The sequence below is a fragment of the Clostridioides sp. ES-S-0001-03 genome, from assembly GCF_020676075.1.
In the GTDB taxonomy this organism is placed as follows: domain Bacteria; phylum Bacillota; class Clostridia; order Peptostreptococcales; family Peptostreptococcaceae; genus Clostridioides.
Genome location: NZ_JACVWJ010000003.1, coordinates 315482 through 340473 on the forward strand (window position 1 = coordinate 315482; position 24992 = coordinate 340473).

The 24992-nt window shown below is 26.1% G+C and carries 26 protein-coding genes; 22 read left to right on the top strand and 4 right to left on the bottom strand.

Annotated elements, in window-relative coordinates; translation table 11 throughout:
- Positions 1–357: 357 nt before the first annotated feature.
- From IC174_RS07925 to IC174_RS07945, 5 genes are all read left to right on the top strand, one after another.
- Entirely contained in the window at positions 358–702 is a 345-nt protein-coding gene (locus IC174_RS07925; RefSeq protein WP_227435067.1) for a replication/maintenance protein RepL, read from the top strand.
- A 16-nt stretch (positions 703–718) separates the two neighbouring features.
- Positions 719–1315 carry a hypothetical protein gene (locus IC174_RS07930; RefSeq protein ID WP_227435068.1) on the top strand — a complete coding sequence of 199 codons (597 nt, stop codon included), beginning with the start codon at positions 719–721 and terminating at the stop codon, positions 1313–1315.
- A 36-nt stretch (positions 1316–1351) separates the two neighbouring features.
- Positions 1352–3946: an ATP-dependent chaperone ClpB gene (gene clpB, locus IC174_RS07935; RefSeq protein WP_227435070.1), complete on the top strand. Its 2595-nt coding sequence runs from the start codon at positions 1352–1354 to the stop codon at positions 3944–3946.
- A 282-nt stretch (positions 3947–4228) separates the two neighbouring features.
- Entirely contained in the window at positions 4229–4699 is a 471-nt protein-coding gene (locus IC174_RS07940) for a methylated-DNA--[protein]-cysteine S-methyltransferase (RefSeq protein ID WP_227435071.1), read from the top strand.
- Positions 4700–5287: 588 nt separating this feature from the next.
- Positions 5288–5428, top strand: a complete 141-nt coding sequence (locus tag IC174_RS07945; RefSeq protein ID WP_227435245.1) for a hypothetical protein — start codon at positions 5288–5290, stop codon at positions 5426–5428.
- Here IC174_RS07945 and IC174_RS07950 read toward each other — a convergent pair.
- A complete protein-coding gene (locus IC174_RS07950) occupies positions 5425–5796 on the bottom strand; it encodes a helix-turn-helix domain-containing protein (protein WP_227435072.1) in 372 nt (123 codons plus the stop codon). The genes IC174_RS07945 and IC174_RS07950 overlap by 4 nt on opposite strands.
- Before the next feature lie 637 nt (positions 5797–6433).
- Here IC174_RS07950 and IC174_RS07955 point away from each other — a divergent pair.
- Positions 6434–6691 carry a hypothetical protein gene (locus IC174_RS07955; RefSeq protein ID WP_227435074.1) on the top strand — a complete coding sequence of 86 codons (258 nt, stop codon included), beginning with the start codon at positions 6434–6436 and terminating at the stop codon, positions 6689–6691.
- Positions 6692–6951: 260 nt separating this feature from the next.
- Here the strand turns inward: IC174_RS07955 and IC174_RS07960 are convergent, their stop codons facing one another.
- Positions 6952–7626, bottom strand: a complete 675-nt coding sequence (locus IC174_RS07960; RefSeq protein ID WP_227482609.1) for a VanZ family protein — start codon at positions 7624–7626, stop codon at positions 6952–6954.
- Positions 7627–7889: 263 nt separating this feature from the next.
- Here IC174_RS07960 and IC174_RS07965 point away from each other — a divergent pair, with 263 nt between their 5' ends.
- The 6 genes from IC174_RS07965 to IC174_RS07990 all read left to right on the top strand — a co-directional run bounded on the left by IC174_RS07965 (position 7890) and on the right by IC174_RS07990 (position 13897).
- Positions 7890–8189 carry a hypothetical protein gene (locus IC174_RS07965; RefSeq protein WP_227435077.1) on the top strand — a complete coding sequence of 100 codons (300 nt, stop codon included), beginning with the start codon at positions 7890–7892 and terminating at the stop codon, positions 8187–8189.
- Positions 8190–8334: 145 nt separating this feature from the next.
- Positions 8335–8559 carry a DUF5071 domain-containing protein gene (locus IC174_RS07970; protein ID WP_227482610.1) on the top strand — a complete coding sequence of 75 codons (225 nt, stop codon included), beginning with the start codon at positions 8335–8337 and terminating at the stop codon, positions 8557–8559.
- 922 nt (positions 8560–9481) lie between these two features.
- Complete coding sequence (locus tag IC174_RS07975) at positions 9482–10135, top strand: TVP38/TMEM64 family protein (RefSeq protein WP_227482611.1); 654 nt, start codon at positions 9482–9484, stop codon at positions 10133–10135.
- Positions 10136–10291: 156 nt separating this feature from the next.
- On the top strand, positions 10292–11947 hold the full coding sequence (ilvD, locus tag IC174_RS07980) for a dihydroxy-acid dehydratase (RefSeq protein ID WP_227482612.1): 1656 nt from the start codon (positions 10292–10294) through the stop codon (positions 11945–11947).
- Between the two features lie 358 nt (positions 11948–12305).
- A complete protein-coding gene (locus tag IC174_RS07985) occupies positions 12306–13244 on the top strand; it encodes a S8 family peptidase (RefSeq protein ID WP_227435084.1) in 939 nt (312 codons plus the stop codon).
- 224 nt (positions 13245–13468) lie between these two features.
- Entirely contained in the window at positions 13469–13897 is a 429-nt protein-coding gene (locus tag IC174_RS07990; protein ID WP_227435085.1) for a flavodoxin, read from the top strand.
- A gap of 288 nt (positions 13898–14185) precedes the next feature.
- On the opposite strand, the gene IC174_RS07995 is transcribed toward IC174_RS07990, so the two are convergent.
- Positions 14186–14728 carry an aldolase/citrate lyase family protein gene (locus IC174_RS07995; RefSeq protein ID WP_227482613.1) on the bottom strand — a complete coding sequence of 181 codons (543 nt, stop codon included), beginning with the start codon at positions 14726–14728 and terminating at the stop codon, positions 14186–14188.
- 159 nt (positions 14729–14887) lie between these two features.
- On the opposite strand from IC174_RS07995, the gene IC174_RS08000 reads away from it, so the two are divergent.
- The 8 genes from IC174_RS08000 (at position 14888) to IC174_RS08030 (ending at position 20849) form a co-directional block, all read left to right on the top strand.
- Complete coding sequence (locus tag IC174_RS08000) at positions 14888–15118, top strand: MerR family transcriptional regulator (protein WP_227482614.1); 231 nt, start codon at positions 14888–14890, stop codon at positions 15116–15118.
- Between the two features lie 595 nt (positions 15119–15713).
- A complete protein-coding gene (locus IC174_RS08005) occupies positions 15714–16076 on the top strand; it encodes a metal-dependent transcriptional regulator (protein ID WP_227482615.1) in 363 nt (120 codons plus the stop codon).
- An 11-nt stretch (positions 16077–16087) separates the two neighbouring features.
- Entirely contained in the window at positions 16088–17752 is a 1665-nt protein-coding gene (locus IC174_RS08010; RefSeq protein ID WP_227482616.1) for a helix-turn-helix domain-containing protein, read from the top strand.
- A gap of 62 nt (positions 17753–17814) precedes the next feature.
- Positions 17815–18567 carry a sulfite exporter TauE/SafE family protein gene (locus IC174_RS08015; RefSeq protein WP_227435094.1) on the top strand — a complete coding sequence of 251 codons (753 nt, stop codon included), beginning with the start codon at positions 17815–17817 and terminating at the stop codon, positions 18565–18567.
- A 368-nt stretch (positions 18568–18935) separates the two neighbouring features.
- Positions 18936–19070: a hypothetical protein gene (locus IC174_RS21095; RefSeq protein WP_255287792.1), complete on the top strand. Its 135-nt coding sequence runs from the start codon at positions 18936–18938 to the stop codon at positions 19068–19070.
- A 265-nt stretch (positions 19071–19335) separates the two neighbouring features.
- Complete coding sequence (locus tag IC174_RS08020; protein WP_227435096.1) at positions 19336–19629, top strand: autorepressor SdpR family transcription factor; 294 nt, start codon at positions 19336–19338, stop codon at positions 19627–19629.
- A complete protein-coding gene (locus tag IC174_RS08025) occupies positions 19610–20251 on the top strand; it encodes an SdpI family protein (RefSeq protein WP_227482617.1) in 642 nt (213 codons plus the stop codon). Before IC174_RS08020 ends, IC174_RS08025 begins: the two co-directional genes overlap by 20 nt.
- A gap of 265 nt (positions 20252–20516) precedes the next feature.
- The gene (locus tag IC174_RS08030) at positions 20517–20849 is read left to right on the top strand and encodes a carboxymuconolactone decarboxylase family protein (RefSeq protein WP_227435101.1); all 333 of its coding nucleotides are present in this window, start codon (positions 20517–20519) and stop codon (positions 20847–20849) included.
- Between the two features lie 421 nt (positions 20850–21270).
- Here IC174_RS08030 and IC174_RS08035 read toward each other — a convergent pair whose 3' ends face one another.
- On the bottom strand, positions 21271–22251 hold the full coding sequence (locus tag IC174_RS08035) for a MerR family transcriptional regulator (protein WP_227482618.1): 981 nt from the start codon (positions 22249–22251) through the stop codon (positions 21271–21273).
- A gap of 647 nt (positions 22252–22898) precedes the next feature.
- Here IC174_RS08035 and IC174_RS08040 point away from each other — a divergent pair.
- A complete protein-coding gene (locus IC174_RS08040; RefSeq protein ID WP_227435106.1) occupies positions 22899–23063 on the top strand; it encodes a hypothetical protein in 165 nt (54 codons plus the stop codon).
- A gap of 290 nt (positions 23064–23353) precedes the next feature.
- Positions 23354–24736 carry a PLP-dependent aminotransferase family protein gene (locus IC174_RS08045; RefSeq protein WP_227482619.1) on the top strand — a complete coding sequence of 461 codons (1383 nt, stop codon included), beginning with the start codon at positions 23354–23356 and terminating at the stop codon, positions 24734–24736.
- The last annotated feature ends 256 nt before the right edge of the window (positions 24737–24992 follow it).

The following is a 24992-nucleotide window of genomic DNA, read 5'->3' on the forward strand; positions in this document are numbered from 1 at the left end:
AGTAAACTTACAAAAAAATAATTGGAAATATTATGTGTTTAGTGGTTTTACTCTGTAGAAAAGATTATTTTACTGAGCATATTAAAATTTTTAAAAAAAATTTACAAATATTATTCAAAAATCTTACCAATAAATTGAAAATACTGATTTTAAAAAACAATAAAGTTTAGCTTATAGATAAATAAAAGTTTAGCTTATAGATAAACTTTTGCTATTTTTGTTTTTGACATACATATTTTTTTGTAATATATTTATATTATCAATTAGAGATAAGGAGAGTGAGAAGAGATATTTAATTTAGATAAGGCATTAAAAAAAGATTTAAATCAAGAATACACAGAAAGTAGAAATTTGGTTATGAACAAAAGTAAATATATGAATGTTTGCTTTAAAAATTATATCAAAGTGGCAGAAGGAATGTATACTAAAAGAGATTTAATTCCAATAAAATTGATAAATTCTATGGATAAAAATAATAAGATTAGGAAAACACTACATGAATTATCTTGCGAATTTGAATATCCAAAGACTTCCTTGTCTTCATTGTTTACAGAACTAAAAAAATTAGATTTTTTACAGAAAGTAAAAAATGGTGAGTATATGATAAATCCACATATAGCATATAAAGGAAATAAAGCTGATAAAGAAAGTTTACTAGAAGAATATAATCAGATAAAAAGACCTAATAAGGTTAGTAAATAAGGAAGAAGGTTTTTATATGAGTTTAAAACTTGATAGAAATGTTCTACAGTGGTTTGATTATGTATTTGAAAATGAAGAAACTAGTTTGAGATATTATAATTTTGAATGTACATTAAAAGAGATTAGCCCCACTAGTTTAAACAGAGTAGCATTTATATTAGAAAAAAATAATTCTGAATACTGGAAGTTGTATTTTGAAATACCAGCTGAAGTTACTTTGAAACTTAAACAAAACATTCATCCTTTATTTAGAGAGTATATATATGAACAAATATCACTGTATAACGATAATCAAATTTACAATTTTGTAAATTCAAATTTATTAAAAGTGTTTAATAATATTGCAATTTACCAATATAATCTTTTAGAAAATCTATATACTATTGATTTTAGAAAGAGTTTTATAGATAAGTGCCAATATTTGTTAATAGGTGAAAAAAGACTTATAGATGAAGATTTATATCTAAGAGCAAAATCAAAAGAAGTGTTTGATTTTTTTAATTCAGATGGAACCTTTAATCTGACATTAAGTTTTGACATACAAAAAAATGAAAGTTTGCTTGATAGTCTTTTAGAGCTTAGAAAATCAATAATCATAAATGAGAGAATTTAATTTATTTGGATATAATATTAAAATGGAGGGATTTATATGGACGTAGAAAAAATGACTTTAAGAGTTCAAAAAAGTTTAAATGAGGCTTATAATGAAGCAGTAAAAAATCATAACCAACAAGTAGATGTAATTCATCTTTTTTCAGCACTTATTAATCAAGAAGATGGATTAATACCAAATATAGTAGAAAAGATGAATATATCAATAGATTCTTTAAGAAATACTGTAAACTTTGAAATGGATAAACTTCCAAAAGTATATGGAGAAGGAGCAGATTCACAAGGAGTGTCAGCTACTAGAAAAATAAATGAAGTACTTATAAAAGCAGAAAGTATTTCTAAAGAATTTAAAGATTCATATATAAGTGTTGAACATGTTATGCTTGCAATGATGGAAACAGAATCAAAATCAGTTGTTGGTAAAATATTGAAACAATATAATATAAATAAAAATGATTTTTTAAATGTTTTATCACAAGTTAGAGGTAGTCAAAGGGTAGAAACGCAAGACCCAGAAGGAACATATGATGCACTTGCTAGATATGGAACAAATTTAGTAGATTTAGCTAAAAAAAATAAATTAGACCCTGTAATTGGAAGAGATGAAGAAATAAGAAGAATTATAAGAATTTTATCAAGAAGAACAAAAAATAACCCTGTATTAATTGGTGAACCAGGTGTAGGTAAAACTGCGATAGTTGAAGGCTTAGCAGAAAGAATAGTAAGAGGAGATGTACCAGAAGGATTAAAAGATAAAATAGTATTTTCTCTTGATATGGGTGCATTGATTGCTGGTGCAAAATATAGAGGAGAATTTGAAGAAAGATTAAAGGCTGTCTTAAAAGAAGTTCAAAGTTCTGATGGAAAAATCATTCTATTTATAGATGAGATTCATACTATAGTTGGTGCTGGTAAAACAGAAGGCTCAATGGATGCAGGTAACCTGATTAAGCCTATGCTTGCAAGAGGAGAGTTAAATTGTATTGGTGCAACTACTTTTGATGAGTACAGAAAATATATAGAAAAAGATAAAGCACTTGAAAGACGTTTCCAACCTGTAATTGCAGAAGAACCTACTGTTGAAGATACAATATCTATACTTAGAGGACTTAAAGAAAGATTTGAGATACATCATGGAGTAAGAATTCATGATAATGCTATTGTAGCAGCAGCAAAACTTTCTCATAGATATATACAAGATAGATTTTTACCAGATAAAGCAATAGATTTAATAGATGAAGCTGGAGCTATGATTCGTAGTGAAATAGATTCATTGCCAACAGAATTAGATGTGGTTAGAAGAAAATTATTTACACTAGAAACTGAGAGAGAAGCTTTGCTTAAAGAAAATGATGATAAGAGTAAGACAAGATTAGAAGATATTCAAAAGGAAATAGCAGAGTTAAAATCTAAAAATGATGAAATGACTGCTAAATATGAAAAAGAGAAGAGTCAAATACTAGATATCAAAAATTTAAAATCTCAATTAGATGAAGCTAAAGGAAAAGCTGAAAAGTACGAAAGAGAATATGATTTTAACAAAGCAGCAGAGGTTAAATATGGTGAAATACCTAAATTAGAAGAGCAAATAAAGAAATATGAAGAAAGTATGAATGATGGTTCTGAAAACTCACTTTTAAAAGAAGAAGTTACAGAAGAAGAAATATCTAATATTGTATCAAAGTGGACAGGTATACCAGTAACTAAATTAGTCGAAGGTGAAAGAGAAAAGCTACTTAAGCTAGAAGATGAACTTCATGAGAGAGTTATTGGACAGAATGAAGCTGTTACAGCAGTTTCAAATGCAGTAATACGTGCAAGAGCTGGCCTAAAAGATGAAAGAAAACCAATTGGTTCATTTATATTCTTAGGGCCTACAGGAGTTGGAAAAACTGAACTTGCAAAAACTCTTGCTAGAAATTTATTTGATAGTGAAGACAATATAATTAGAATTGACATGTCTGAATATATGGAAAAACATGCTGTATCAAGATTAGTAGGACCTCCTCCAGGATATGTAGGATATGAAGAGGGCGGACAACTTACAGAAGCAGTTAGACGTGCACCTTATTCTGTAATATTATTTGATGAGATAGAAAAAGCACATGAAGATGTATTTAATATGTTTTTACAAATATTAGATGATGGTAGACTTACTGATAATAAAGGTAAGACTGTAGACTTCAAAAATACTCTTATAATAATGACCTCTAATATAGGAAGTAATTATTTATTAGAAGCAGGTGGAAATATAACAGATACTACTAACAGTCTTGTAATGAATGAGATGAAGCATAGATTTAAACCTGAATTTCTAAATAGAGTAGATGATATTATAATGTTTAAACCTTTAGACCAAGATAATATCAAGAAAATTATAGACATATTTATGGAAGATTTAAAAAATAGATTAAAAGAAAAAGATATTTCTATTGAGGTTACAGATTCAGCTAAAGATGTAATGGTGAGAGAAGGTTATGACCCTGTGTATGGTGCAAGACCTCTTAAGAGATATATAGGAAATACATTAGAAACTATAATTGCAAGAAAACTTATTGCTGGAGATATATATAATGGATGTACTATAGTTATAGATGGGCAAGATGAAAATATTGAAGTTTTAGTTAAGTAATAAAAGTCAGTAGAGCAAAATGTATGGTTTGATACATCACGCTCTACTGACTTTCTTGTTCATTAATGTTAATTAATTTATATATTTATGGTTTTAATAAGGAAAATATAATTAGTTTTATTATTTATATAATATAGGGTATTAATTGATTTTATATAAAACAAATATTTTTAAACATAGTAAGGTTTTTTTAGTAAAAGTTGATAAAATATATGATATAAATAAGTAAAACTATTAATCATAACTGAAGATAAAAATAAATATGGAAGGATATAGTGCTCAATGAAAAATATATTTTACTATGAAACTAAAATTGGGAAAATAGGAATATCAGAAGAAAATAATTACATTACAGATTTATTCTTTGGGATACAAGAATTATCTTGTGAAAAATATACAGTTAAAGAGACTAAAATTATAAAAGATGCAAATAAACAACTAAGTGAATATCTAAATGGTGATAGAAAAAAATTTGATTTACCATTACATCCATCAGGAAGTGAGTTTAGTAAACAAGTGTGGAGTGAACTTTGTAAAATTCCATATGGAGAAACAAGAACTTATCTAGAATTAGCGAATACAATCAATAGACCTAAATCATATAGAGCAGTGGGGTTAGCCAATAGTAAAAATCCTATTTCTATTTTTATACCTTGCCATAGGCTTATTGGTTCTAATGGAAGTTTAAGAGGTTATTTGGGCGGAATAAAAACAAAGGATTATTTATTAAAACTGGAAAGTGAAAATAAATAATAGAATTATATAGTAAGTACATATTGAAAAGATAATACTTATAATGAAAATAGTTTAAAGCTAAATAAATTTTACTACACAAATATAAAGTGAATAACATAAATAAAAGATAAATAGTATTCTGTGAGAAAAATTTGAAGTGTAGTCAGGTAAATCTAGCCTCTTTAGAAAGTGGATTTTAATTACGTTTATAAATGGTAAAAAAATACTGATAATGATAGTTAGTAAACTATAATTATCAGTATTTTTTATACTTTATCAAGTACTAAAAAGTAGATTAAATAAACATAAAAATTTATATATTTATACAAAATTTTATAATAAGAATTATCTTAAAAAATATATAAAAACATAAAAAATATACAAAATTCTACAATAATAGATTTTTTTGTTATAATTACGAGTTTTTTATTGCATCTGTAGAATAAAAGTATTATTATATAGTTAAGATAATTATCCAAGAAAATTTTGGATAAGAGAAAAATATTTTATGAAATGAAAAAATCATAATTACATAATTTTTATTAAAAATTTGTTGGGAATCTTTGAATAAAATTAAGAACATAGGTTCGCTGGGGGATGGTGTATGTGGAAAAATCAAATACTACTATTATAAGAAAGGAAAAAATTAAAGACACAGGAATTAAATTAGATTTTTTATTGAGTGTAGATATTGATTTTTATGAACTGTTATTAGAAATATTGGAAAAAGTAAAAGAAGAGAACTAATTCTCTTCTTTTAAAAATCTCTTTATATAAGCATTATCAATCATTTTTTCTATAGCCTCTCTATCTTCTTCTTCAAGTGAATATATCTTTTCTAAAAGTTGCTTTGTTTTTTCACTAACTGATAAACTTTCTATTATTAATTTGTCTTCTCTATTTATTTTTGTATTTTCATTTATACCTAATAAATAATCTGTAGATGTCTTCAGTGATTTTGCTAATCTTACTATTATTTCACTTTTAGGTTCTCGCAGATTATTTTCATAACGTGATAAACTAGCTTCAGTTATACCAACTTTAGTAGCAAGTTCCTTTTGATTTATATTCAACTCTTTTCTTAGCTTTGCTATTCTATCTCCTAAACTTTCCATATGTACATCACTCCTTACCGAAATTATAAGTTATTTTGCTGAAAAGTAAAATAAAATTACCAAAAATATATAAAAAAAGAAAAAAGATAAGAAAAAAGATTGATAATTACCGTTTGTATATATATAATATAAATTATACAAATGGTAATTTATGGAGAGGTGATATGTTGAATGGAAACAAATCAAAATTAAAAATGATGCTATAAAAAAATAATGAAAATATTAAAAATAAATCCTATAATACATTTATTTGAAGAAAATATAAAAATAAGTTTATAGAAAAGAGATATATATGTTGTAAAATATTGTGTTTTGATATAGATGATTTAATATACAAATGATTTGAATAAAAATTTTTATTAATACAATTACCAAATGTATAAATCGACATAGAAAGGGTGGTAAGGATAAGTTTTACTAAGTGAAATAGATTATATAATGATGTTGGAATAATCAACAAATGATTTATTATGGAAATAAAAAAGAGAACTAATTAGCAAGGCTTTTAGGATTAAAGAAACTCTCAAAAGAGAAAGATGGTATATAAATATGTAATGGTAAAAGTTTTAATTATGTCAAAATAGTATATAACAAGGAAATGACTTAAAAATAAATTAAATATATTGGAGAATTTGAAATGATAATAATTAGAAGCCAGGATAAAACTAATTTAATGAAAGTTAGTAAAATTGAAATAAATGATAATCAAATATATGTAACATTTGAAGATATGTATAATACTAGGAAGATAGGATGTTATGAAAGTAAAGAGAGAGCAATACAAGTATTAGATAAGATACAAAATTTTATTGAGAATGGCACTGAATATGATTATATAACTGCTAATAAAGTTAGATGTAATGTAAATCGAATATTTCAAATGCCAATTAAGTAAGGTTATTATATTAGGCTATTCAGATTTGAAAATTATTCTAATAATTTTGTTGAAAGTGATTATAATTAAAATTTATTTTAAATATTGTTTTTGCTATAATCAAGCAGAAAAGTGAAAATAGGTATTATCAATAAGATAAAAAGTTATTGTTAAATATATTAAAGAATAAAATACCCTGTTCTTAAGGTAGTAAGAATGGGTATTTTATTTGTACATAAATATTAAGATAAAATGTAAAGCTAATAGATACATTAAATTATCTAATAAGTGATATAAAAATTATACAATAGAAATTCTCCTAAAACAGCTAATATTAAGTACATAATAGCTTCATTTTTAGGGAGGTTAATAGTTTTTCTATTTGTATCATCATCAGCTTCAACAGCAATTTCATCTTGAAGAATCTGTTCATATCGATGTGCAAAGATAGTCTTTTTACTTATATAATTAAATAAATTATCTATACATATCCATATGAAGTATCCCAAAATAGCACCTAGAGTATTCATCATCAAATCATCAATATCTGTGGTTCTATGATTAAATAATTGACAAATCTCAATTGCCAATGAAAAGCTTAGTCCAGTACATAATATGCTAATAAAATTTCTAAATCTTTTCCAAATCAAAGGAAGTAAAAATCCTAAAGGCATAAACATGATGATATTTAGAATGTAGGTTAAAGCACCACTTGAACTAAATGGAATTAAATTTATTTCATCTAGTCTAATAATTTCACCATATCTACCTATATCCCATATACTTCCAATACCTGCTTTGCTAAGTGCTAAGTAAATATAAAACAAAAAAACATAGACCCATATTAGATGTGTTACTAAATTCCTTTTTTCTTTTAAATTTACTCTTCTTATAACAATTATTTGGTATATTAAACAAGGTAATATTGCACAAAATAACGGATAAAGTGTACACATAATTTTAATTTATCTCCCTCCAAAATTTATATTTTTGACCTTATAAATACTATCTTTATTGTAATCTTTAAAAATAAACTTTTCTTTAATAAAACCTTAAAAATTTATTAACTTATAAAAATAAACTATATATCCTTATAAGACTTAGAAAATTGAATCTTCTACACTTAATATGTAAGTATTTAAAAATTTTATCATATGTATAAATATTATAAATATATGGAAATAATAATGGTATATATTGGTAAAATAGGAGGAATTGTATGAAATGGATTAAATGGTATAGTATTACATGTATATGTATTTTTGCTCTTATAACTTTTTTTATGTTGATGTTTCCTAATAAAGTAAAAATACTTGATGCTTCATCTGCATATAGTTTTATTGAAAAAAAAGTGCCAAATAATGCTAGCTATCAAGGATATAAGAGGAATCAAATTGATGGTACTACTACAATTTATTATAATTATAATAATTCAACTCATGTAGTAAAATTATCACACCCTGAATATAATTCGAGAGCGATTAACTGGGATAAAGTTTCAAATATTATATTTGATTAACTTAAAATTAGTACTTATATACAAGTATATTAAGTTATAATTTGTTTTACATTTGTAAATGTAGATATTAGAATCTAAACATAAACGATTTTTGTCTATCTTGAAGATAAGACAACTATTGTGTGTTAGACTGGAGAAATAGATTATGAAAAATGTCGAAGAACTACTTCCAAAAGATAAGTTTGATAACTATAATATTGAAAAATTAAAATTATTATCTGATGAAGAGATAAAACCTATTTGCCTTAAGCTTTTAGAATGGATACAAAATTACAATTGGCCTGTTGCAAAAGATATATTGCCTGTATTGGTATTACATCAAGAAATTATTACTCCACTGATAATAAATATTCTTACCCCAGAGGAATAAGATGATGATTGGAAATATTGGATAATCGTATGTCTATTACCAATGTTCACAGATAAAAAACTTGAACCAATTATACTTTTTATAAAGAGAATTGCAGAAAAGCCAACAAAATGGGAAAATATTTCAGAAGTAGATGAGGTTGCGAGAAAATTATTACAATTAAGGTTATGAGTATTTTTGGAGCGTGCTTTATTAGATAAGATATGTATAATGGTTCAACTTTACAAAACTATGCTATTATGTGATATGCAGTTAAAAATATGGGATTTTAGAAAATAATTATTTTATGAAGGTTTATGGATTTATATATGAATATATGAAGATATTTTAGACTTATATTCTCCAAAAAATATTGTTGATAGAATACAAATAGCAGTGTATTTCTAATATACTTATATACCTAAAAACATTCTCTTAATGGGAATGTTTTTTATTTATTAAAAAATCAATATTTATTAATGCATGAAATAATAAAGCTCATATTTTCTATAAATAATACTATATTACATCTTATTAAAAAAATTTTCTAAGGAATACAATAAAAAATAATTATTTAGTTTAATTGTGTAATTTATTGATATTTTTTAGATTTTTTGTAATTAGTTAATATAAAAATGTATTATAATGATATTATTGAAACTTGAAAATCTGATAAAGAGATAATATCATAAGAAGTGATTACTATTAACTTTCATCTAAGAAGTCTAAATCATATAGAATCTGAATTAATTAATATTAAAAATCTTATTTTAATTTTTGATGTAGGATTATTAACTTTGATGAAATTTTAAAAAGTCATGAAGAAGTTATTTAGATGGAATATAAATAAAGGGTTATTTATTGAAACTTAAAAAAGAAGATAAATAATAGAGATATACAGTAAATACACATAGAAAGGATGATATTTATTATAAAAAGGAATTTGAAAGGAATTGTTACAGCACTTATCATTGTTATTTTTATACTCATTTATTATGCATTTTTTAGGGGTATTACAGCAGAGCAAATACGTCAATATGTGCAATCATATGGAAACTATGCACCCTTTGTATATATATTGATTTTCTCAATTTTGCCAATTACTTTTTTTCCAGTTCCAGTATTAGCATTGGCTGGAGGATTAGCATTTGGATTGTGGAAAGGGACACTTTATACGATAATAGGTGCAGGTGTTAATAGTGCAATTATGTTTATGATGGCAAAGGTATTAGCTAAGGATGCCATAACTAAGTTTTTAAAAAATAAATTATCACCATCTTTATGGAAACTTTTTATGGAGGCAGATGAGAAGAGAGGATTTTTTATTATATTTGTATTAAGATTGATACCAATTACTCCATATAATCTTATAAACTATGGAGCAGGGCTTACTAATATAAGATTTAGTAGCTATATGTTTGCAACACTTATTGGTATTTTACCAGGAACATTAGTGTTCTTAAATATAGGAGATAAAGCTATTGATATCACTAATCCTTCTTTTATAATTTCTATAGTGTTGTTGTTTTTATTAATAATAACATCTTTAATATTGGCAAAAAAGATTTCTCCAACTAGTATATCTAAGAGAGAATAACTATTTAATTTATTTGTGTAAGATATTAATATAAAATAGTAATATTTTTATATTAATATCTTTTAATATTTTTTGGGTTTTTTGTAATTAATTGATATAAAAATATATTATAATAATATTATGAAAATTTTAAAAATATAAGAAAGAGGTAATACCATGAGAAGCGATATAAAAAAAGGAATAGAGGGAGCTCCAAAGAGAGCATTAATGTATGGAATGGGTCTTACTAGAGAAGAAATTGAAAGACCATTAATAGGTATAGTAAATGCACAAAATGAAGTGATTCCTGGTCATCTTCATCTTGATGAAATAGCAGAAGCAGCAAAAAATGGAGTGAGAATGAGTGGTGGATTACCATTAGAATTTCCGGCTATAGGAGTTTGTGATGGTATAGCTATGGGGCATGTTGGAATGAATTATTCACTTGCTTCAAGAGAATTAATAGCCGATTCTATAGAGGCAATGGCAATGGCACATGGTTTTGATGCTTTAGTACTTATACCTAATTGTGATAAAATAGTCCCAGGAATGTTAATGGCGGCTGCAAGACTTAATATACCAAGTGTTGTTGTAAGTGGAGGTCCTATGCTTCCAGGAAAAGCAAATGGAAAAGTATATGACTTTAACTCTGCAATGGAAGGTGTTGGCGCTTGTAAGGATGGGACAATGAGTGAAGAAGAACTAGAAGTGTTGGCAGTGAATTCTTGTCCTGGCTGTGGTTCATGTTCTGGGCTTTTTACAGCTAATAGTATGAATTGTTTAACAGAGGCACTAGGTATGGGTATTCCATATAATGGTACTGCTGCTTCACATTCAGGAGAAAGAAAAAGAATAGCAAAATATGCAGGTATGTATGTTATGGAACTTCTTAAGAATAATATAAAGCCTAGAGATATTTTGACAATAGACGCTTTTAAAAATGCAATAACTGTAGATATGGCAATGGCTGGTTCTACAAATACAGTGCTTCATTTACCTGCAATAGCCTATGAAGCAGGAATAGAACTTAATTTAGATTTATTTGATGAAATAAGTGAAAAAACTCCTTGTTTAACAAAATTAAGTCCAAGTGGTAAGCATCATATCGAAGATTTACATATGGCAGGAGGAATACCAGCTATAATGAATGAACTTTCAAAGATAAAAGGAATAAATTTAGATTGTAAAACAGTAACAGGCGAGTCTATAGGAGAAAACATAAAAAATTGTGAGATAAAGAATGAAGAAGTAATACATACATTAGAAAATACATATAGCAGTCAAGGTGGCCTATCAATTTTAAGAGGTAATCTTGCTGTAAATGGAGCAGTTGTAAAAAAATCAGCAGTAGCAGAGGAAATGTTGATTCATGAAGGTCCAGCAAGAGTTTTTAATTCAGAAGAAGAAGCTGTTAGTGCTATATTTGACAAAAAAATAAACAAAGGTGATGTTATAGTTATAAGATATGAAGGTCCAAAAGGAGGGCCAGGAATGAAAGAAATGTTATCTCCTACATCAGCAGTTGCGGGAATGGGGCTTGATAAGCATGTAGCACTTCTTACTGATGGGCGTTTTTCAGGAGCTACCAGAGGGGCATCTATAGGGCATATTTCTCCAGAAGCTATGGAAGGTGGTTTAATAGGAATAGTTGAAGAAGGAGATATAATTTCTATAAATATACCAGATAAAAAATTAGAACTAAAAGTAAGTGAAGTAGAAATAGAAAATAGAAAATCAAAATTTAAGCCTTTAGAACCAAAAATAAAGCATGGATATTTAAGTAGATATGCTAAGCTGGTTACATCAGCAAATACAGGGGCAGTTTTGAAATAGTAAATATATTAAAAAAGTAGAGAATATTAAATACTAACAGGATATCTTAAAAAGTTTTTACCATAAATAAGATATCCTATTTTATTGTTTTAAATGTATAAAATATTTTATATCCTACAAAAAAGTAAATTATCTATAAAAGTAAATCTGTATATGTAAGCAAATCTTTATTTTGATATAACATATAAATTTTATTTTGTAGACAATAAAATATGACTCCTAAAAATAAAAAACATATCATAAATATAAATAGATGAGTATAAGCATGTAACTATAAATTAATAATTTAATTTATAGTTTATCACTTTAACTTGTTTATAATTTTTTATATGCAATAAAATTTTTAGGGGGATACATTATGAATAAAAAAATGAAGTTAATTCCATATGAGATAAATGAAAATCTAAGAGGAACAAAGAATAAATTTCCATATGGTATAAAACAAATGAATGCTAAAGGAATGTGGGAAGAGGGTTACACTGGTAAAAATGTTGTAGTTGGTATAATAGATACAGGTTGCGATACATCTCACCCTCTATTAAAAGGAAAAATCATTGGAGGTGCAAATTTCAGTGATGATAGTAATGGAAATAAAAATATATATGAGGATTTTAATGGACATGGAACACATGTAGCAGGCATTATAGCAGCATCTAATTATAATAATGAAGTTATGGGAGTAGCACCAGATTGTAAATTATTAATAGCAAAAGCATTAAATAAAGATGGTATTGGGACATATCAGAGTATAATTAATGCTATCAACTTTGCTGTAAGTAGCAAGGTAGATATTATATCTATGTCTCTAGGAGGGAATAAAGATGATAAAAATCTAAAAAATGCTGTTTTACAAGCAGTAAAAAATAATATTCCTGTAGTGTGTGCAGCTGGTAATAATGGAGATGGGGATTCTAGTACAAGTGAATATAGTTATCCAGCAAGTTATCCTGAAGTAATAGAAGTAGGTGCAATAAATGAAAATTATTTAGTTGAGAAATTTAGCAATTCAAATAGTACAATAGATTTAGTTGCACCAGGAAGAAATATTTTATCCACTTATATGGATAATAAACTTGCTATTATGAGTGGTACTAGTATGAGTGCACCCTATGTAACAGGTTCAATGGCATTGATTAAAGAGTGGGCAAGAGAAGAGTTTGAACGAAATTTTGATGAAGCTGAGTTGTATGCACAGTTGATAAAGTGTACAAGAGCACTTGGTTTGCCTAGAACAGAACAAGGAAATGGTTACTTATATTTAAACCTTTATAAATACAAGGGAAATACTAAAAGATAATCTTTGTTTGCTAATGAAAGATAATGACTATATATTTACGAAATAAATGATAAAAATTATTCAATGAGAAAAATTATCAATAAGTATTGATTTTTAAAACTGTGCATGATATTATATATTTAGAAAAAATAAAGAGATTTCAAATAAAGAAATCTTTTATTTTTTAAATTCTAGTTAGCTATAGCTAACTAGAAGAATGATTAAAAATATCGTAGGAGGTAAAAATGAATAAAATATATATTGTTTATTGGAGTGGAACAGGAAATACTGAAAAAATGGCAAATTTTGTAGCTGAAGGTGTAAAGTCAAAAGGTAAAATAGCAGAGGTTTTAGATGTAAGTTTATTGAAACCAAGCGATTTAAAAGGAGAAAATAAATTTGCACTAGGTTGCCCATCTATGGGAGCAGAACAATTGGAAGAAGGTTATATGGAACCATTTGTATCAGAATTAGAAGCAATGGTATCAGGTAAACAGATTGGATTATTTGGTTCATATGGTTGGGGAAATTGTGAATGGATGAGAGATTGGGAAGAACGTATGCAAAATGCTGGTGCTACAATTATAGGTGGTGAAGGAATCACAGCAATGGAAGATCCAGATGGAGAGGCAGAGGCTAATTGTATTGAATTAGGTAAAATGTTGGCTGAATAAATTTGTATGCTATGAAAAGCTAATTTTTAAAAACTAATGATAATATTAGTATACATAACACTAAAAAATATTAATAGCATGATATATGTAATGAATATTTTATAAAAGATAAAATATTTAATATTTTGACTTCAATATATATTCAGTACTGCCAGATAACGATTTTTTATTTGTTATCTGGCAGTATGTTTATTAAGTATAAACTGAATAATCTGAGCTATTTAATCTTATGAAAGTTTTAATAAGTGTTGTAGAAAAATGTAAGGAAAAGGAGTAATGGTGAAATTATTAGACTAAATGTGCTCCATTTATTGTAAAAGAAATATAACCATCAACCTGTACTATCTCTTCAAGATTGTCATAGCCTGATTTTTGTTCAATTAACATCATTTTCAATGTTTCTTTATCTGCATTTTTAATATAGTTTAAATAATTCATACGTCCATAATACGAAGCACGTTGAGGGTTGCATCCTCTTATGCCTTTTGGTGGATAGGTACAAACTGATACTGCTTTTTGTGCGTCTTGTACTGTATTAATAAATGGAAAGCCTATAATATCTGTTCCCATATTCATTATAGATCTAACAAGAGTAGGGTCACTATTTCCCAATCTAACCAAAGAAGCAGCACCACCAGCATGTGCTGCTATCATATGTTGCTGAATGTATTTACGGTCTAAAGCTCCATGTTCTCCCTCAATCCATACAAAATCATATCCAGATAATTCTACTAATTCACTTACAGCTGAATCAGACAGTGAAACTGCAATCCCACAAAGTACTTTTCCTGCATTTAAATTTTCTTTAATCATAGTTGCATATTTTTCCATTTATATCATCCTTTCTTTTACAAATTGATTTTTACACTTCAAACTATACAACTTCAACCTAACTTGAAGTCAATATTTTTTATTGAATACTGATTGACTATTATGAAAGGAATTTTTATAATGTTATTATTCATTTAAAAGTTTAGGGGGGTAAAGAACATGCAATATTCCATGACTGAGGTATCAAAAATAACTGAAATTTCTCCATCAGCAATCCGTTTTTATGAAGAAAAAGGTTTACTACTTCCCACCAATAGAAAACCAAGCGGTGTTCGTTACTTTTCAGAAAAGGATGTAGAACACTTGATATTTATTACAGAACTTAAAAAGGCAGGTTTATCTATAAAGAATATATATGAATGTTTTCATTTCTGCGATATGGCACAATAGATAAAAGAATTTGCCTATTTGAGCAATATAAACAGAATATTCAAAATAAAATACATGTGTTGGAACATTGTATGGAGCAAATAGATGAAAAAGTAGCTTATCTAAATGAAAAAAAGGCAGTTAAGAAATAATTTTTTGTGCTCTTTTTATAACTATTTCTATTGAGGATAAGTAAATATAGAAAAAGGATACTAGTTTTTGATATTAACTTCTTAGAATTAATGGGTTGATAATAATTAAAATAGTGTGTAGAAAATGAATTAGTATTCCTGTCATTTATACCTGATTTTATGAAGGTTTTTCAACTATGTTGTCTATTTATTTATGTAAAGTCTCGTTTTTAATGATTTTTACACTATATATCAAAATCTAAAATGGGTTTTATTTTATATGATATTTCTCTATGTAATAAAAAAGAAAATTATGATAAGATATATTAATGTAAGTGATAAAAATACTTATGAGTATAAAAGTGAGTATTTTTTTATTATATATGAACAATCTAGATTATGATGTTAAAACATACAGTTATACTTTTTTAATTAGTATGATAAAAATATTAGAATTGAATTATTATTGCTTGGGGGAAGTAGAAATGTATGAATCAAGAGAAAATTATTTAGAGACAATATTGATTTTGGAGAAGAAAAATGGAGTTGTAAAGTCTATTGATATAGCAAAAGAATTAAATTATAGTAAAGCAAGTGTAAGTAGAGCTGTAGGGATTTTAAAAGAAAGTGGTCTTATTATAATGATGCTTGATGGTGAAATTATTTTAACTGAGAATGGTAGAAAAAAAGCAGAAGAAATTTATGAAAAACATATTTTAATTACTAGATTTCTAATAAATACATTGGGAGTTTCATTCAATATAGCTGAAAAAGATGCATGTAGAATAGAGCATGTGATAAGTAATGAGACATTTGAAAGAATAAAAAAATATTTAGACAAAAACTAAGAGGTGAGCTTATGGAGTATTTTAGTGAGTCGAGTAAATATGAAGTGCAAAAATTTAATTGGGGAGAAGTTACATGGATACATGAGCCATCAAAAACACAATCTAATAGACTTAGTGCTGGAGTTGTAAAATTTTTTCCAGGAAATTGTCAAGAAAAACATTTTCATTTAAGTGAAGAACAACTTTTATACGTGATTCAAGGAGAAGGAATACAAATAATTGATGGTAGAAAGATTAATATAAAGAAATCATCAATAATCTATTGCCCACCATATTCAGAACATGAAATTATAAATACTGGTAAAAATGATTTGATAATATTAATCGCCTATGTTCCCTATAAATTTTCGAGCTTAAAACAATTACCAATCATGTTTTCTGAGAATAATATACAAGAATTAGTTAATATAAATATACTTGAAAATATTGCAAATCAAATATCTAATATATTGAAGCTTAAAATATCTATTTATGATTCAAAACACGAAAAAATATTTGAAACTAATGGAGAAGTTAAATTTTGTGTTACTTGCAAAAATATAAGAACCTGTAATAGAAAACTTAATAAAAATATAAATAACGACAATTTTACTAAAATATATAATTGTGATTATGATGTTTCTAGTCTAGAGATACCTATAGTATTAGAAGAAAATATAATTGGATATATAGAATGTGGAAATTTTATAATATATAAATCTATTGATATAAATAAAAAGTTGTCTATATTATCAAATAACTCAAATATAGATACAAAATATATAAATAAAATTTACAGTGAAATTCCATTAAATCCTAAAAGTAGATTATATGTATTAAAAGAAAATTTACTAATGGTAACTGATTTTATTCAGGAAATAGCGAAAAGAAAATTCTTTGAAAACCAACTTAGCATAAAGGATGAGGAAATATTAAAAAATAGAAAAGACAATATAAGGCTTGAAGATGCACTTAAAAAGGCTAATACTAGGTTGTTAGAAGAAAAATGTATTATAAGCCCTATAGAAATTAGTATACTTAATACTGCTGGTGGAGAGTATCCTTATGAATTAGAATTTTCTCTTGAGAAAGAAATTAAAAATATGAATTTAGAAGGTATTTGTAAATTAATAGAGGTAAATAAGAAAATACATAATAATATTAAGAGTATTGTTCAAGAGATGACGCTCATATTATCTAGAACAGTACTTAGAGATTTAGAAGATTTAAATCTTATTTATTATGTAAAAAATAAATATACTAAAAAAATATCACTTGTAAGTAGTGATGAAGACTTATGGAATATATTACTTGAATTTTCTAAAGAATGTATTGATATTAATAGAGACTTTTGGAGAAAAGATAAAGTAAATTTAATTGAAAAGATAAACGAATATATACAAAAACATTATAAAGAAAATATAAATTTAAATAGCATATCTGATGTATTTTTTATAAGTCCAAATTATTTAAGTTCTATTTTTAATGAAAAGAATAAAATTTCAATAACTGAGTATATAAATATTCTTAGAATAGAAGAATCTAAAAAATATTTAAAAAATGGAAATATGAGTATAGCAGATATTTGTAAGAAAGTAGGATTTAATAATAGCAGTTATTTTTCACAAATATTTAAAAAATTTAATAATAGTACTCCAAATGAATATAGAAAAAATATATTGGACAATAAAAATTAAAAAGAAATTGTATAGAGTATATATTATAAAGGAGATTGAAATAGAATGTATGGAGGAATTTTATGTTTGTAATTACTTTTTTATGTATCGGGGGTTTTATAGCTGCTTTTGTAGATTCTATAGCAGGTGGAGGTGGGCTTATCAGTATGCCTGTTCTTATGGCTATTGGAGTACCAATACATCTTGCTATTGGTACAAATAAATTTGCAGCATCAGCAGGTTGTATAAGTAGTGCTTATAGATATGCAAAATCTGGCAAAACTAATAATGAACTTTTAAAAAAGCTAGTTCCTTTTACTATTATAGGTAGTATTTTAGGAGTAAAATGTGTATTATCAATAAATGAAAATATACTAAATGTTTTAGTTGTATTAATGATTTTAATAGTGGCAATTTATACTTTTGTTTCTAAAAATTTAGGTCAAGAAGATAGATTTGAAGGTATTAATAAGAAAAATTTGAGATTAGGAATGCTTATGGCATTTATAATGGGATTTTATGATGGTTTTTTTGGACCTGGAACAGGAACATTTCTAACTTTCGGATTTATAAAAATATATGGATATGATTTCTTGCATGCTTCAGCAAATACAAAAATATTAAACTTGACAAGCAATGTAACTTCGTTATTATTATTTATGATAAATGGTCAAGTATATTATAAAATTGCTGTATTGTTTGCATTAGTGATGATAATAGGGGCCTATGTGGGTGCTAAAGTTGCAATAAAAAATGGTTCAAAAATGATAAAACCAATATTTTTAGTAATGGCATTGTTTATGGTCACAAAGCTAATGTACCAGACATTGTTTTAATTAGATATTTTTAATTCCTATAATTATTTATATATTATATAAAAATCTACAACCATTGTAGTTATATTAGTTATGGCTTTTTTATAGGATACTGATAATTAAAAACTTCAAGTGTTTTGTAGTTTCTAAATGCTCATTATAGTATATATGAGAACATATATTTCATGTTATTTTAAGATTTTCATGAGGTTAATGTTGTATAAATATGAATATATACAAATTTTACAAAAATTCTAATTATCTTCTAATACAGTTCATATATAATACATATGGAAATTGTAATATTATAATAGAAAAGTTATATAGTATAAAAATATAACTTTAATCTATGTATATGAAATATATAATAATTTGTAGGAGGAATATATATGAACATATCAAGAAGAGCTATGAAAATAATTGAACTGGCACAGAGAATTGCTAATAAAAGAGGTGTAACAGTACAAGAAGCTTGGAATGATGCCGTAAGAGAATACAGAGAAAAGTATGAATATGTTGCATAAATAGTGCGCATTATATTTTAAATATAAGAAAGTTTATAAAATAAAAGGACTTAGAGTTTTATTTCTAAGTCCTTTATTTTTTTGAAAGTAAAGTATTTAAATAAAACAATCTATGATTGAGATTGTTTTATTTAAAGCTAGTTTTAGAAATTTATATAATAATTTTCAATAACTATTTAGAAAAAAATCTAAATAGTTATTGAAATGAATAATTAATTATGCTATATTGTATTTAGATGAAATTCTAAATAGAGAGGTGATATTGTTGGGTTTTCCAGAAACGTTTAAAGCTCTTTCTGACCCTGTAAGAAGAGAAATCTTACTTATGCTAAAGAATAACAAGATGTCAGCAGGAGAAATTAGTGAAAAATTTAATATGACAAATGCCACAATCTCTTATCATCTATCTCAATTAAAAAAGGCAGGGCTCATATTTGAAACCAAGTATAAAAACTTCATTTTCTATGAAATAAATACTTCAGTTTTTGAGGAAGTTATGCTTTGGTTTTCACAATTTATGGAGAAGGGAGAAAAAGATAATGAAAAAAATGATAAATAAACAATTTGTTTTATCAACTTTAGTATGTTTTATACCATTTATTGTATCAGTTTATTTTTATAATAGATTGCCAGATCAGGTTGCAATTCATTTTGACAATTATGGAAATCCAGATAATTATGCTCCAAAAGTTATAGCGGCTTTTGGTGTACCATTATTAATGCTATGTGTTCATTTATATACATGGTTTAGAATTGAAAATGAACCAAAGAAAATAGGATTTTCAAAAATACTTCAAGGTTTTTCAAAATGGGGAGTTGCTATACTTTCAGTTATTTTGCAAGTAATGATGACTGTGTATTCAATAGGAATTACTTTAGAGACAAATTTTTATATAGGATTATTTTCAGGAATATTGATTTTCTTTATTGGAAACTATATTCCTAAATGTAAACAAAACTATACATTAGGAATAAAATTACCATGGACTCTTAATGATGAAGAAAATTGGAATAAAACACATCATTTAGCTGGATGGATTTGGATTATTGGTGGAATATTGTTAATTATTAATGCATTTATTAATATTCCTTTTTATAATACTTTTGTAATAATTATGATTGTAGTGATACCATTTATTTATTCTTATTTTATATATAAAAGTTCAGCTAAAAATAACTAGGATAGTTATATATTTTTATAAAACTTAGCTAAATCTTATATATTTCAGAGCTAAAACAGACAATTAAAAACTTATTAAGATATTTATCTTAGCTCTGAAATTAATTAACATTAAAAGTAAGAAGTCATCAGTAACTATATATTCTAAGGTTATTTACCAATCAGGATATGCATTATAAATTGAAAATTCATATTTAATATTGAAAATATAAGTATGATGTTATATCATACTCTATAAAAATTATTTATGAACACAGGAGGTAGACATGAATCTTGAAGAAATGAAAGAATATAGAAAATTATATAATAATAAACTAAGTGAAACAGATGAATTTTTTAGAGCCTTTGGAAGTCTTGATGATAAGACTTATTCTGAGGGAGCTATAAGTAAAAAAAATAAAGAGTTGATGGGATTAGCAATTTCTATTTTAAGTCGTTGTGATGAATGCATTTGCTATCATATAGAGGGGTGTGTAAACTCTGAAGCAAGTAAGGCTGAAATTATAGAAGCAATAAAAATAGGTGTAATTGGTGGTGGCTCTATTACATATCCAAATGCAAGATTTGCAATAAAAATCTTAGAAGAACTTAATATATAATTATAGATTTGTTTTTGTAATTAATATTTAATATCTAAGATATATTCTAAGACAGTTTTTTTAATACTGATATAATAAAACCTCTTAGAAAATCAAGTATATCAGAGGATGTATGAGATAAGATTGACGATTAAAAAAAGGAAGTGGTTCTTGGTACTTCATTTATCTTTTTCAACTTTAAGACTTTAGATAAATTTTATTAGATTTAAATATATTGATTGCTTAAAGTTATAATAAAAAATAGATAAACTATATAGTTTATCTATTTTTTATTATAATTTTGTTTAATTGTCAATAGTTAGAATGTTAAATAGAAAGATATATTTCTTCTTTTCAAAAATAATCTTCCTCTATCATAATTGCTATCTCACAGTCATATAATCTTTTTGACAAACTAGTATTATTATGCTGATATTTTTTCTTATTTTTCCTTAATAGGTATTAGTAAATCAAGTTGTATATCTTTTACCTCAAGGTCTGTCTTTTCTATATGGCTAAAGTAGTTTAAATGTTCTTCTAAAAGACCACACATATGTTCTTGGTCTTGTAAATCACCTGCAAATTCATATTTCTCACTGTTATTCACCCATTCAAGAAGTGCATCCCATTCAGCAAAATTGCCAAAAGCAATCATATGTACACCATATAACCCTCCTGCAAATTGCTTTCTTTTAAGTGGTGCCGAAATCTCCATATTATCTGGAATTGTCACCCATGCCTCATAACCATGATAGCCTGTTTCATCTATTGGATTAGGATGATTGAAACCATAACGTCTTAAATCTGGTTTAATTTTATTCAAATTGTTTTTACGCACGAATTCATCAAGCATTGTATTTGCATGAAGTTCTGGGTCATCACCAATATAATGAGCGGAAGCAATAGTAGTTGGTGGTAGGTATACTATACGTATATCATTGATTTTTGATAGTCTTTCATCTGCTTTATTTAACTTATTCATACCTTGCTCCTCCTTAAAATTAATACTAACAATATTGAGTGATTCAATAGCTGATAACAATGTGTCATTTTCAGAAATAATATTTTTGAATGGTAGTTCTGTAACTTTAATTAATTCTTTGATAAAACAAAAGAGAATATCCTTGATTGTTGAAAGAGCAGTAATTTCCTCGTCCAATTCATTTATATTTTGACGAAAGATGTTAATAGCAGTAACTGCATTTTTATTTTCTAGAATTGTTTGAATTTGACGTAAAGGAATTCGCAATTTACGCAAAAGCATAATCTGCTCAATTCTAGAAATTGCTTCATCATCATAAACTCTGTAAGCATAACCTTCACGACGAAAACTTTTAATTAATCCAATTTGTTCATAATAGCGTAGCATTCTAGTGGATATCCCCATATTTTTAGATACTTGGCTTATAGTGATTGTCTTCATTATACTTCCTCCTTACAGTTTCAGTATAAACTACGACACGGTGTCAAAGTCAATAATTAGGCATTATAATTATTTATAACCTTAATTTAATCAGTTTAAATATCTCCTATTACACTTAGTTCTTTGTGAAATTAAATAAGTCTATATAGTAACATAAAAGTTTTTGAGATATTATATATCAAAGGCATACAGGCTATTTATTTCGAGCTGTGTAATCATCTGCCATTATACTAGATACTGTATTTTACAGGAAAATCAAATATTTGATATGTTTTTTTAGAAAAATTCTACTAATAGCATATAAGTTTGAAACTTTTCTGTTATTAAATATTTTACCTTTTATTTACTTTTAGAAATAAAATAGTTAAGGAATCTTACTTATACATTAAATCTGCTACACAATAAATGATTTTTGTTATTTTTACTGTAAAACTTTTAGAAAGAGAAGTACTGATTTTATTACAGAGTTTTTTACAAATTAAATTGCATATTTTTATTTATAGGGTAGAATAAACTAGTTTTGTTAAGTATTTTGAAGGTAAAATAAAGTCAAAAAAATAAAGGAACTAATTTGTCTAACGTTTATTGGTGAAAAATAAACATATAGAAGTTATAATAAATATATAAAAATGTATGAGAGGTGTTGTATGTTTGGCAAACAAAAGGAAAGTGTTAGATTTCTAGAGTTTAATGATGTAGCAGAGAAGTTTGGAGAGAAAAAAGCTGTTGCAATTTTTGATGCAATAGCTGGAAAAAAATCTAAAGAACATATTATCAAAGACATAGAGAAATTAGTCAAAAACGAAGTGTAGATATTTATAAGGTATATTGAGCTTGAGGGTAGCTCTTTATACCTTCTTTTTTATTGTATAAAAATAATTAAATATTCTAGTATTCATTTAATTATGATTGCATTACTTTTATGTTGACAAGAAAGCGCTTTAAATATATGGTGTATATATTAAAATAAATTTAAATGTAATTATGAAATACAGCTATTGATTCATTTGTTTAGGTTAGGGATTTGTATAATCACTTTCCTAATGAATTTATTGTTCTAAATAAACAAAATAGTCAAATTAGTAATGTGAGGTGAAACTTTATGCCAATTAATTCTTTTGAAAATTATCCTATGAATTGGAAACCAAAACGGCCATTAAGAGGACAAATATTATATAAAGCTATTGCAGAACAATTAGAACAAGATATTGATAATGGAACTTTGTTGCCTGGTACCAAATTGCCACCACAACGTGAATTGGCAGACTTCCTAGATGTAAATGTAAGTACTATTTCTAGAGCCTTTAAAATTTGTGAAAAGAAAGGATTAATAAGTGGGGTGACAGGAAGTGGAACTTTTGTAGCTTATGATATACGGTCAAATTTATTTTTGATGTCAAGTAATAAAATTACATTCATTGAAATGGGTACAATGAATCCTGATTTTGCATTAGAAGAAATGAGTACTTTATTTAAACAAATAACTAAAGAATTGGATTTTAAAACTATATTTCAATATGGACAGAGAGATGGCGCTGATTGGCAAAAAGAAGCTATAGCTAAATTGATTTCCCAAACTGGATTTAAAACCTCAGCTGATAGCTTACTTCCTGCAAGTGGAGGACAAAATGCAATTGTAGCCATTTTGGCAGGGCTATTTCAACATGGAGATAGAATAGGTGTAGACCCATTAACTTACCCTGGAATAAAGACAGCAGCCAAAATGCTTGGAATACAATTAATTCCAATTAAACAAGAAAATGGGGAGATTAGTGAAGAAGGTTTATTATATGCATGCAAGAATGAAAATATCAAGGGAATATATATAATACCAGATTATCAAAATCCCACTACACATATAATGTCAGAGGATGGACGAAAAATGATTGCACATATTGCATCCAAATATAACCTAATTGTTATTGAGGATGCTATTCATGGTTTACTTAATGAAATACATTTGAATCCAGTTGCTAATTATATACCTAATCAGACAATTTATATTACAAGTTTATCAAAAATTCTTGCACCTAGCTTACGTCTTGCATACATTGCTACACCTAAAAAGTATAGAGAAGCCTTATCAAGTGCTTTGTATAATATTAATCTCTCTCAATCATATTTTTTAACAGAAATAGCTTATCGTATGATTGCATCAGGAGAAGCAGATAAATTAATTGAGGCACGCCGTAAGTCTGCTAGAAAGAGAAATGAGATTGTCAATCAATATTTATCTGAGTATAATATTTTAGGAAATAATGAATGTATATTTAGATGGTTAATACTACCTGATGATATAATGGCTGAAAAACTTGAGTTACAAGCACTCAAAGAAGGTGTACAGGTTTATGCATCTGAGCGCTTTGCAGTTGGAAAAGAAAAACCTATTTCTGCAATAAGAATAGCTGTATGTGCTACAGAAAATATAGAAGAACTTAAATCTGGTTTAAGTGTATTAAAACGATTACTAAAAGAAAAAAGATAATTGTATTGCACACAATATTTTAATTGTGTGTAATTTTTTTTGCTGTTACAATGAAAATATGATAGATAATTGATTTATAAGAATTGACATATATTATTGCCTCACAACAAAAAGTAATTATAAATTAATAGTATTTCAAAATTAATTTATTTTTATTTATATAGTAAAGCTTATATAGTTAATTCAAATCTATGTTTAAGTATAATTGCAATTATATGATTAATCTATTTTATATTTTAATAATACTCAGTGTATT